Annotated in this window: 9 protein-coding genes and 1 pseudogene; 5 read left to right on the forward strand and 5 right to left on the reverse strand. The window is 63.8% G+C overall.

The genetic code is table 11. From position 1 onward, the window contains the following. Positions 1-183, forward strand: a 183-nt coding sequence (locus OS914_RS12285) for a hypothetical protein (RefSeq protein ID WP_267546352.1), incomplete at its 5' end; no start/stop codon positions are given. A gap of 367 nt (positions 184-550) precedes the next feature. Here the strand turns inward: OS914_RS12285 and OS914_RS12290 are convergent. The 3 genes from OS914_RS12290 to OS914_RS12300 are packed head-to-tail and all read right to left on the reverse strand — an operon-like array spanning position 551 to position 3,382. After that, entirely contained in the window at positions 551-1,765 is a 1,215-nt protein-coding gene (locus tag OS914_RS12290) for an adenylate/guanylate cyclase domain-containing protein (RefSeq protein WP_267546353.1), read from the reverse strand. Positions 1,766-1,791: 26 nt separating this feature from the next. Beyond that, positions 1,792-2,349, reverse strand: a complete 558-nt coding sequence (locus OS914_RS12295; protein WP_267546354.1) for a PH domain-containing protein — start codon at positions 2,347-2,349, stop codon at positions 1,792-1,794. Beyond that, complete coding sequence (locus OS914_RS12300) at positions 2,342-3,382, reverse strand: biotin--[acetyl-CoA-carboxylase] ligase (protein WP_267546355.1); 1,041 nt, start codon at positions 3,380-3,382, stop codon at positions 2,342-2,344. The genes OS914_RS12295 and OS914_RS12300 overlap by 8 nt, the downstream gene beginning before the upstream one ends. A gap of 128 nt (positions 3,383-3,510) precedes the next feature. Here OS914_RS12300 and OS914_RS12305 point away from each other — a divergent pair, with 128 nt between their 5' ends. Further along, the gene (locus OS914_RS12305) at positions 3,511-6,024 is read left to right on the forward strand and encodes an excinuclease ABC subunit UvrA (protein WP_267546356.1); all 2,514 of its coding nucleotides are present in this window, start codon (positions 3,511-3,513) and stop codon (positions 6,022-6,024) included. Positions 6,025-6,026: 2 nt separating this feature from the next. Here the strand turns inward: OS914_RS12305 and OS914_RS18250 are convergent, their stop codons facing one another. Together OS914_RS18250 and OS914_RS18255 are read right to left on the reverse strand one after the other, a co-directional pair. Then, a complete protein-coding gene (locus OS914_RS18250; RefSeq protein ID WP_420713950.1) occupies positions 6,027-6,686 on the reverse strand; it encodes an S-layer homology domain-containing protein in 660 nt (219 codons plus the stop codon). A gap of 6 nt (positions 6,687-6,692) precedes the next feature. Next, positions 6,693-7,262, reverse strand: a pseudogene (locus OS914_RS18255) (CAP domain-containing protein); the annotation flags it as partial. A gap of 499 nt (positions 7,263-7,761) precedes the next feature. On the opposite strand from OS914_RS18255, the gene OS914_RS12320 reads away from it, so the two are divergent. The 3 genes from OS914_RS12320 to OS914_RS12330 all read left to right on the forward strand — a co-directional run bounded on the left by OS914_RS12320 (position 7,762) and on the right by OS914_RS12330 (position 11,395). Next, complete coding sequence (locus OS914_RS12320) at positions 7,762-9,345, forward strand: acyl-CoA carboxylase subunit beta (protein ID WP_267546357.1); 1,584 nt, start codon at positions 7,762-7,764, stop codon at positions 9,343-9,345. Further along, on the forward strand, positions 9,342-9,602 hold the full coding sequence (locus OS914_RS12325) for an acyl-CoA carboxylase epsilon subunit (protein ID WP_324290656.1): 261 nt from the start codon (positions 9,342-9,344) through the stop codon (positions 9,600-9,602). The genes OS914_RS12320 and OS914_RS12325 overlap by 4 nt, the downstream gene beginning before the upstream one ends. Positions 9,603-9,682: 80 nt before the next feature. Further along, positions 9,683-11,395 carry a DUF885 domain-containing protein gene (locus OS914_RS12330; RefSeq protein WP_267546358.1) on the forward strand — a complete coding sequence of 571 codons (1,713 nt, stop codon included), beginning with the start codon at positions 9,683-9,685 and terminating at the stop codon, positions 11,393-11,395. The last annotated feature ends 22 nt before the right edge of the window (positions 11,396-11,417 follow it).

Genomic DNA, 11,417 nt, shown 5'->3' on the forward strand with positions numbered 1-11,417 from the left:
GAAACAGCGCCCGCCAGATACGGGACCAACGCCGTCGACGGTGCCGGTACAGCGGAGGGTAACGGTACGAGGGTAGAGATCCCGGCCGCGATGGGGACCGAGACGCCAGAGGGTGCGAGGACAGCAGACCTAGCGGGCGAAGCGTCGGTCGTTTCGCTGGTTCCGGTACCCGTCCTCCCGTGATCGAACATATGTCCATTCTAGACCTGTCAACTAGAACAAACAATAGTATACTGGTCTGTGGACAAAGAATTTCCCCGAGTCTAAGGGGCGGGTTAGGGGCGGGTCCCTGGACCGGGTCGCGGGGCCCTCAACCCGGCCGCGACCCGCCGCGACAGGCCGTCCCCGACCACCGAACATGCGAAGACCGGCTTCGGTCAGCCACCGAAACTAATCGGCTGGCCTCAGTCGACATTCAAACTCGCGTGACCTCTTCCGGAGGTCTCCATCGAAACGGCGCTAAGTTCCGCCGATGTCCCGAGAAACAGCAGCCCGAAATTACGGCACTTGGCGACGTTTCGCTAACACTTCCCGCCGTCCACACACCAAATCAGTCGACGACAAGTCCCATTCCCTGACCTCGGGCCAGGATTACCGGGTGGATGGCTCCGAAACCGCGGACCTCCTGAACTTCCTGAGGTATCAGGACAAAGCGCTCATCGGAGTTCAGCGCAGCAGCGGTAGTGGAATCGATCAGCACGGTGCCGGGCTCCGCCAGAGCCGTCAGCCGGGCAGCCAGATTCACCGTGGGTCCGTAGATGTCCCCCAGCCGGGAAAGGACACGGCCCCAGACCATGGACACACGGGCCTCCGGCAGGAAGTCATCCGCTGCCATGGCTTCCGCCAGAGCCAAGGAAATCTCCGCTCCGGCCACCGGCGTTTCGCAGTTGAAAAGGACTTCGTCGCCGATGGTCTTGACCAATCGCCCGCCCCCTACGGAAATGATTTCCGCACACTTGTTTTCGAAGCGCTGAACCAGTTTGGCGAGCGTCTTTTCGTTCATCCGGCGCGACAGGCTCGTATAACTGACCAGATCGGCGAAACCGACGGCACGGGCCAGCGGCAGCGGCGCGTCGTCCTCAGCCCCATGCCGGCCCTCCGCACTCGAATCCAGACCGGCTTGGGCCCGGACTGCAAGGCGCTGCACGCCCGCATTTAGTTGACGGCGCCAAGAATAGAGGAGCATTTTTTCCATTGGGTCAATCAAGTCCGGCAGCTCGGATACCAGCACCCGCCGCGCCTGGGCGTCGCTGACCCCGCGCTCCTCCGCGATGTCCTCCACCAGAGCCTCGATCTGCCACACCACCATTCGGTCCGTCATCTGGCCAATGGCCCGGGTGACTGAAATGGCCGCATCTTCGGTCAGGAGCCCGGCGCGCACCACATCGATGACAGTGGTCAGTGCGTCCTGATCGCGCTCACTGAACGCGACGTCGTCGTCGCCTATGTTCGGAAAGCCCATGGCACGCCACAGTTTTCGCGCAGAAAGCAGCGACACCCCCGCGCCATGGGCCACCTCCCGACGACGGAATTTGCGCTCTCCGCCGAGCAATCGCGCCTCCAGCGCCTGCAGTGCACCGCGTTCCGGGCCGGGGTCCGTTGTCTCGGCTGTATCCGGGGTCTGAACAGGATCCTCAGTCTCAACAAGCCCATCCAAATCCACGGCGGCAGCACGCGCGTCGGCCAGCGTCGAAGTCCCGGGAGCTGCAGGAAGTACTGGCGCCAGTGGCCCATCAACGTCCGGCATTGCGCTTGCGTCCTCCATGGTCCAGTTCCTCCCGTCCGTCTCTATCAAGCATCCTGCGCATAGTTCCAGTCATCCTCTGGTCCCATCAGCGCCGTGTGCGGCAATTCATTAATAGCGTCCAGCACCAAATCCCGGAATCGCGCCACTTCGGGTATATCCGAGATAGCGGCGGACCCGTCGAACCCCATGTCCAAGGTTATATTCCCGGAGCGCAGTATCCGTTGCAGTGCCGATTGCCGCGTGCCCAGATTACGGACAGAGGCAAGCGCAATGTCCTGCCGTTCCCGGTGCAACCAGCCGCGCCGCACCACCATTCGACGGCTGGTCAGCGTGTACCGTGTTCCGGCCCACCGTAGAAACCTGCGCAGCGGATACAAGACAAGCGCGGCGATACCGAGGACGACGACGGCAATCGCCAGCGGTTCTTGCCAGGCCGCCGTCTGGCTGGGCAACCGCGCCAATCCGCCATGGCTCAGCCAGGCCAGAGCGAACCCGCCGGCCGCGGGGATAAGGATGAAAGCCACGGCCGGCCCCGTCAGCGCACGGGCCTGCGGCCTGCTCTGCACAATGACCTGCTCCCCTGGCGCCAGCCAGCTACGCATAACGGCTGGAAATACCGGAACAGTGCAACTTGGCGGAATTTCCTGGGCCGCTGGCGTCGCGTGCACCGTCGGCATCACCAGCGCCGCTGGCGTCGCGTGCACCGTCGGCGTCATGGCGGCGCAGATGCACCACATCGCCGGCCGAAACCGTGTGCGTGGTTCCCAAAGCATCGGTCAGCAGCAGCGAGCCCGTGGCATCCAGCCCGGCGGCCAGCCCAAAAATGCTCCTATTCCCGGGGAGGTCGGCGCGCACCTGCGTGCCCAAGGTGACCATCTGCGCCGTCGCCCGCTCTATGAGACTATCCCCGCCGTCCAAGGGGCGGCGAGCGTCTCCGTCCACAGCGCAAAAAGCCCGGTAAAGCGCAGCAAAACGGGATAGATAGGCCGGCAGCAATACATTCCTGTCCAGCGTGCGCGAACCCTCCATGGCCAGTGAAGTAGCGGTCGTCACCGGAAGTTCAGCCGGGGTCTGCGAGACGTTGACGCCCGTACCCACGATGACAACTGGACCTGCAGCGACAACTGGACCTGCCGTCGACGAAACGGACGCCGACGCGGCGGTCATGGACGGCAGCGGCGCGAGCTGCGCCAGAATTCCGGCCAGCTTACGACCGTTGACCAGAACGTCGTTGGGCCACTTCAGCTCAGCTCTGACACCGGCCTCATCCGCCACCGCCTCGATCAGCGCAATCGCGGCCAGCAACGACAGCCATGAATAGGCCGTCATCGGCAACGGCTTCCCGGCATTTTCCGGTCGGAGCAGCACGCTGACAATCATTGACCGGCCGGCTTGGGAAACCCACGTTCGATCCAACCGACCCCTCCCGGCACACTGCTCCTCAGCGGTCAGCGCACTGAGGTCAGGCCATTGCGTTGCTTCCAGGAAGCCGCTCCCCACGCCTGCGGCCGCCAGCAGATCGGCATTCGTGGAACCGGTTGAAGCGCTCAGATCCACCCGGCCGTAACGCCCTGCAGGGGGCATCAGCGCACGGCGCAGCCGTTGCAGGTTGAGGGGAACTGGCTCCGGAGTCATACCTGAGATCCTATCCGGCGTCTCTGACATCGCTCTGCAGGGAGCGAGGTGGAAGCCATCATCCCGCAGGCGCAAGCGCGGGTCTGCTGGCTGGGTGGCTGTCGGTGACGGTTGTTACGGTGGAATGCATGGCACCAATTGATGAAACAGATACCCCAGCCGCCCTCCCCGCAGGTTCCTCCGGCTGGGTACGGGTTCGCGGCGCCAGCGAACACAACCTGCGCAGCGTGGACGTGGACATCCCGCGCGACTCCTTCGTCGTCTTCACCGGCGTCTCCGGGTCAGGCAAATCCTCGCTGGCCTTTGGCACTATTTTCGCCGAGGCGCAGCGGCGCTATTTCGAATCAGTCGCCCCCTACGCGCGCCGCCTGATCGATCAGGCTGGGGCACCGGAGGTGGGGTTGCTGGACGGGTTGCCGCCCGCCGTCGCACTGAAGCAGGCCCGCGGGGCCACGAGTTCGCGTTCTTCCCTGGGTACCATCAGCTCGACGTCGGACGTACTCCGGCTATTGTTCAGCCGCGCCGGGACGTACCCCGATGGCGCCGGGCACCTGCCGGCAGCCGCCTTTTCCCCCAACACCGTTGCCGGCGCCTGCCCCACCTGCCATGGCGGTGGCGTTGCCAGAAGCACCACGGAGCAGCTGTTGGTTCCGGACCCGTCACTGTCAATTGACGACGGCGCCATCGCGGCTTGGGCGAACAGAGGCTGGCAGGGCGTGAACTACCGCAGAATCGCCGACGAACTCGGCTACAACATCCACGTTCCGTGGCGCGAACTTCCCGCCAGGGACCGCCGGGAGATCCTATTCGGCGACGATGAGCCAACGGTCGTGGTCCATGCCCGGGAAGGCGGGAATAAGCGGCCCTACAACGGAACGTGGCAGTCCGCGGAAAAGTACCTGCTGCGCACATACGCCAAGACCGAAGCCGCATCCCAGCGCGCCCGGCTGGAGCCGTACATGCTCACCGGCCCGTGCCCCACTTGCCACGGCAAGCGGCTGCATCCGCAGGCTTTGGCAGTGAACTTTGGCGGCTTCGACATTTCGGAGCTGGCAGCGATGCCGCTGTCCAGCCTGAGCGAGGTGCTCAATGTCGGCTTAACGGCCCAGGCCCTCGGCTCGGACAGGCACGGCGCGCCCGCCGCGTCCGCTGCCCGGTCGCTGGTCAAAGATCTCGGCAGCCGGGTCGAGGCCATCATCCGGCTCGGTTTGGGCTACCTGTCGATGAACCGCTCCAGCGTGGACCTTTCACCGGGGGAACTGCAGCGGGTCCGGCTCGCCGGCGCGCTGCGTTCAGGACTTTTCGGAGTTCTCTATGTACTCGACGAACCGTCTTCGGGCCTGCACCCGGCAGATGCCGCTGCCCTCTATGCCTCGCTGCGCGAACTCATCGGCGCAGGAAATTCATTGTTCGCCGTCGAGCACGACCTTCGGATCGCGCGGCGCGCGGACTGGATTGTCGACGTCGGACCGGCCGCCGGAAGCGCGGGCGGGACGGTCCTCTACAGCGGGCCACCTGCCGGTCTCGAGCAGGTAGAAGGATCGGCGACGGCGGCATTCATGTTTCCGTCCGGCGGCACCCCCGCTCACACAGTGCGGACGCCCTCGTCGTGGCGGACATTCGGGCCCTTGACCCGCAATAATCTGCAGGACGTCACAGTCCGGATACCTATGGGCGTCATGACGGCCATTACGGGCGTCTCCGGCTCCGGCAAGACATCCCTGCTGAACGAGCTAATCAACTCTGTTGAGTCCGGCACTATAGGATCCGGCTCTGTTGAATCCGGCTCTGTTGAATCCGGAGACGGGGAGACCCGTGTCATTTCCATCGACCAGAAGCCGATCGGCCGTTCGCCGCGTTCCAACCCCGCCACCTACACCGGACTGTTCGATGGCGTCCGGCACCTCTTCGCCCAGACGCCGGAAGCGGCAGCCAGGGGCTTCACGGCCAGCCGATTCTCCTTCAATGTTGACGCCGGACGCTGCCCCACCTGCCGCGGCGAAGGATTCATCAGCGTGGAACTGATCTTCATGCCCGACGACTATTCGCCCTGCCCCACCTGCTCCGGCTCGCGGTACAACCCGCCAACCCTGGAAGTTACATACCGTGGCGCGAACATCGCTGAGGTGCTGGACATGACCATCACACAGGCCCAGGAATTTTTCTCCGATTCGCCCTCAGTGGCCCGATCGCTGAAGGCTCTGGCCGACGTCGGGCTGTCCTACCTGCGCCTTGGACAGCCCGCGACCGAACTTTCCGGCGGCGAAGCCCAACGCGTCAAACTGGCCACTGAGCTTCAGCGGCCGGGGAAGACCGGCACCATTTTTGTCCTCGATGAACCGACCGGCGGCCTGCACCCGGCAAATGTCCGTGACCTCATCGCCGTGTTCGGCAGACTCACGGCCGCGGGCAATACGGTGATCACCGTAGAACACAATATGGACGTTGTCGCGGCGTCCGATTGGGTCATCGAGCTCGGTCCTGGCGGTGGTGACAAGGGCGGCCGGGTCATTGCGGCAACCACTCCGCCGGAACTGCTCGCCCGCAAAGAAAGCATCACGGCACCCTACCTGTCCGCTGTCATGGCGGCACCGGCCGGAGCGCTGGCGCGAGGCGGAGCTGAACGTGGAATCCGTCCTTGAGGCTAGTTGGCCCAGCGGTACATAAAGGCTGCCATCGCGTCCCGATTGACCTGCTGCAGGGAGCGAAAGGATTTAGTCCCGCGCCCTTCCTCCCAGCCGGTTGAAATGCCTTTAGCAGCAAGCCAGGAAATTTCCTTGTAGTACTGCTGGGTGTTCTTAACGTCGGCGAACGGCGAGGCCTTCGGCGGCGTGTAAGAAGGAGAACCTGCCAGCCGGTACATGAAGGCGGCCATCGCGTCACGGTTGACGGGTTCGAGGGGGCGATACGTTGCCGTTCCGCCAGGGCCGGGATAGCCGGTGGAAATATTTCTGCTGGCCAGCCAGCAGATTTCTTTGTAGAACTGCTGCCCCGCATTGACGTCCTTGAAGGGGGAAGTCTTTGGTGGCGTGTAAGAGGGCGAACCCGCCAACCGGTACATGAAGGCGGCCATCGCATCACGATTCACCTGTTCCAGCGGACGGTAGGTTTTGGTCCCGTTCGCCGCAACGTAACCGGTCGAGATTTTCCGGCTGTCCATCCAGTTCATTTCTTTGAGAAACGCCTGATTGGCCACCAAATCATTGAACGGCGACACCGGGGCAGGCTTGGCTGGTGGCGCAGGCTTGGCTGGCGGCGCAGGCTTCGCGGCGGCCGGATAGGCGGCGAGGTTGGCGACAACCAAGTGCCAGCCTGTGTAAGGTCCACTGGTGGGAACCACCACCCCAACGCCGGTGTCGGTCTCTCTCCAGTCCAGCATGGCAGCCTTGTGGGGCGGTGAGCCCATCCACCAATTTACGATGTTAGCCGCGGTGAAGTTGAACGCGATGATCTCCCCGTACCAGCTGGCTCCGGCCGGAATCAAGGAAAATCCGCCGTCGGCTCTGTGGATCCTCCCCCAATCGAAGCTAGCGCTCTTGGTGGCTTCGCCAAGATGGCTGGCCCAGCCCTGTGCCACGTTGGCGATGCCCGGATTCCACCGCAGCAATGGCACGCCGGCATTGCGCCGTTGTACGTTCATCAGGTCGAAGACCTGGCCTGCGTACGTGGCGTCCGATGATGCGTTCACTGAGGCAGGCGAGGGGTCCATAGGGACGTTGTCCGTCGGCGAAGTCGTTCCGCCAGGCAGCGTGAGGCCAGGCAGCGTGAGGCCAGGTGAGGGCTTGGGCGTGAGAGGTAACACCGGCGCGGTCTCGGCCCCGGAAACGGGAGGCAGTTCGTCAGCGGCTCCGGCTCCGGCGGAAAAGGAGACCAGTGCCATCGCGAGGGCAACAGTGGCAGACAGGCTGGAAGCCCTGAGGGCAAGTTTTTTCAAGAGACCACCAAACCAAATCGTTTCGGGGATGCCGCGCGGTTCGCAGCGCTGGTGAAGGCTTTCATACGGCAATCGAGCAAGGCACGTCCCGTGGAGGTCATCGACGGATGGCCCAACGTCGCAGGAGCACGCAACTGTTCCTATCGGCAGAAACGCCGGCCCGGTCAGTCTTTGCGGCTAAAATTCTTAGCCGCGGCTTTCCGAAGTGCTTCGCCTGAGAGTTATGTGTGGGGAGATCCCGGCGGCAGCGTCGGTCACGAGCGCGACACGCCATGAGGGCCTTAGCCCAGGACCGTTGGACCTGCACGGCTAGGCCATCGCCTCGAAATTGTAGGATTGCTACACAGATACCTGCCCGCCCCCTGATTAGACTGGAGAGGACGTCCCCTGTTTTGTGCGTTTCCTACTTAACGCCAACCCACCAGCGAAGCGAGCCGGAGAGCATATGAGCCACGATCTGACCACAACCGCGGGTAAGATCGCGGATTTCCGTGACCGGCTAACTGCCGCCGAGCAGCCTTCGGGCCCTGCCGCCGTCGAAAAGCAGCACGCCCGGGGTAAGCACACCGCCCGCGAGCGCATCGCTATGTTGGTCGATCCAGGCTCCTTCACCGAGTTCGACGCGTTGGCCACGCACCGGTCCACGGCATTTGGCATGGAGAAGAAGAAACCCCTGGGTGACGGCTTGGTATCCGGTTACGGCACGGTGGACGGGCGTCCGGTTGCGGTCTATAGCCAGGACTTCACCGTGTATGGCGGTTCGCTCAGCCAGGTTAACGGAGAAAAAATCGTCAAGGTGCAGGAGTTCGCGCTGCGCAATGGTTGCCCAGTCGTCGGCATCCTGGATGGCGGCGGAGCCCGGATCCAGGAGGGTGTCGCCTCGCTGGCCATGTTCGCGGACATCTTCCGCAACAACGTCCATGCCTCCGGCGTGGTCCCGCAGATTTCCCTGATCATGGGACCGTCCGCGGGCGGTGCCGCCTACTCGCCCGCGCTGACCGATTACGTGATCATGGTGGACAAGACCAGCCACATGTTCATCACCGGTCCCGATGTGATCAAAACCGTGACCGGCGAGGACGTGGACATGGAGACCCTGGGAGGCGCCCGCCAGCACAACACCACCACAGGCACCTCCACTTACCTGGCCACGGATGAGACCGACGCTATTGAATTCGTCCGCGAGCTGCTGGATTTACTGCCCTCCAACAACCTGGCGGAGGGACCAGTCACGGAACACGAGCAGGAGCTGGAGGTCGACGACGGCGATCTGAGCCTGGATGCGCTGGTCCCGGACTCCGCGAACCAACCCTACGACATGCGTGCGGTGATCGAACAGATCGTCGACGACGGCCATTTCCTGGAAATGCAGGCTCTGTACGCACCGAACATCATCATCGGTTATGGCCGGGCGGAGGGGCACACCGTCGGCATTGTGGCAAACCAGCCGATGCAGTTCGCCGGGACGCTGGACATCAATGCCTCAGAGAAGGGCGCGCGCTTTGTCCGGCATTGCGACGCGTTCAATATCCCGATCATCACCCTCGTGGATGTGCCGGGCTTCCTGCCCGGCAAAGACCAGGAGTTCCAAGGCATCATCCGCCGCGGGGCCAAACTGCTGTACGCCTATGCCGAGGCCACCGTGCCCAAGCTGACGGTCATCACCCGCAAGGCCTACGGCGGAGCCTATATTGTGATGGGCTCCAAAAAGCTCGGCGCGGACCTGAACCTCGCGTGGCCAACTGCGCAGATCGGCGTAATGGGGGCCCAGGGTGCGGTCAACATTCTGTACCGCCGCGAACTTGCCGCCGTTGCCGCCGAGGGCGGAGACGTGGAGCAAAAGCGCCAGGATGTGGTCCGCCAGTATGAGGAGGAGCTGCTCAATCCTTATCAGGCGGCTCAATTGGGATACGTCGACGCGGTAATTGCCCCGTCCGACACTCGAATTGCCCTGCTCCGCGGGCTCCGTGCCCTGCGCGACAAACGCTCGAGCCTGCCCGCGAAAAAACACGGAAACATCCCGCTGTGAGCACCGAAACCACACCGGTGGTGGAGCAGGTCTGCATGCAGCCGCCGGGAGACATCCCAACGGACGCGGCGCCTTTCCTGCAAATCGTCAAGGGCAGTCCCACAGCCGAGGAGCTTGCTGCCCTGGCCGCCGTTGTGCTCTGTCTGCAGCCGGCCAGCGACGGTATTCCAGCTCGACCGTCGCAGCGGCCTTGGGCGCGCCGCGCCGCCCTCAAGCTTGCCCCGAAGCCTGGACCAGGAGCCTGGCGCCGCGGCTGAGTAACCGCAGTCGACTCGGCGGCAGCGCAGTAAGTCCTGTCTATCACCGATGTTCCTTCCCCGGTAGGCTCGGTTGGGTGATGACCAACGCACCTACTCCCTCCCGCAAATCCACCGCCATCGACGCCGTGGCGGACGCCTACACGGAGCGCCTGCTGGAGCTGGACCCCGGCTTCGCCACCGAACTGGGGCTTCCCGGCCATGAGAGAGAGTATCGGGACTACTCCCCTGACGGCCTGGATGCTTTCGCCGCTGCTGCTGCGCAGGCGCTGGAACAACTGCGGGAGCTGGAGCCCGAAGACGCTGTGGACAACATCACCCTGCACGCGATGCGCGAGCGGCTCGGCCTGGATCTTGAGCTGCATGCCACCGGCTGGGACCTCGCGGACTTAAACAATATTGCCTGTCCGGCGCAGGACATCCGGGCCATTTTCGATCTGATGCCTACCGCGACGGTGGAGCATTGGGAGCACATTGCCGGCCGGATGAGCAATGTTCCCGCCGCAATCGACGGTTATATCGGATCCCTGCGGGCCGGCCGGCAGCGCGGCCTTATTGCCGCCCGTCGCCAGGTGAACAACGTGATCGAGCAGGCCGAACGGCACGCGGCGGAGGACGGTTTTTTCGTTACCATGGCATCCGGTGCCCGTCTTGAGAAGCAGGGCACCCAGAGCGACGACGGCGCTGTGTTGCCGCCGTCGGCACTGGCAAGCCTGCAGGAAGCAGCACAGGCAGCCCGCGGAGCGTACGGCGTCCTGACCCGTTTCCTGCGCGAGGAGCTGCTGCCGGCGGCGCCGGATAAGGACGCTGTCGGCCGCACCCGCTACGCGCTGGCCTCCCGCGCGTTCCTCGGCTCCGCCGTCGACCTGGACGAAACTTATGCCTGGGGGGTCCAGGAGCTGGACCGGATCATTGCCGAGCAGGAGCAGGTGGCCGATCAGATCAAACCCGGTGCCGGCATCGCGGAGGCCAAGAAACTGCTCAACGAGGACCCGGCCCGTAAGCTGCAGGGCACCGCGGCGCTGCAGAGTTGGATGCAGGACCTTGCTGACAAGGCCGTCACGGAGCTTGCCGGCGTGCACTTCGACATCCCGGACGTCATGCGCACCCTCGAATGCCGCATCGCACCAACCCAGGAAGGCGGCATCTACTACACCGGCCCCAGTGAGGATTTCTCCCGCCCGGGACGGATGTGGTGGTCCGTGCCGGCCGGTGAGGATTCGTTCACCACATGGTCGGAGACCACAACGGTCTACCACGAGGGCGTGCCCGGACACCATCTGCAGGTAGCAACGGCCACGTATCAGAGCGGCCTACTGAATAAGTGGCGGCGCAACGCCTGCTGGGTCTCCGGACACGGCGAAGGCTGGGCGCTTTACGCCGAACGACTGATGGACCAGCTTGGATACCTTGCTGATCCTGGCGACAAGTTGGGCATGCTCGATGGACAGCGGATGCGGGCCGCCCGGGTCGTCTTCGATATTGGAGTCCATCTGGAGCTTCAGATTCCAGCCCGTTGGGGCACCGGAACGTGGACGCCGGAATCGGGCTATGACTTTCTGCAGAAGAACCTGGATATCAGCACCGGACAGCTGGACTTCGAGTTCAATCGGTATCTGGGCTGGCCCGGTCAGGCGCCGTCCTACAAAATCGGTCAGCGGCTGTGGGAGCAGATCCGCGATGAGCGCCGACTGCTGGACGGGGCGGACTTCGATCTGAAAGCCTTCCACACCCAAGCCCTCAACGTCGGCTCCGTCGGCCTGGACACGCTCAAAGCCGCACTCCTGGGCTGAGAGTTTCCGGCGGAATGGAGAA

Origin of the sequence: Arthrobacter endolithicus (assembly GCF_026627425.1) — a bacterium.
Classification (GTDB): domain Bacteria; phylum Actinomycetota; class Actinomycetes; order Actinomycetales; family Micrococcaceae; genus Arthrobacter_M.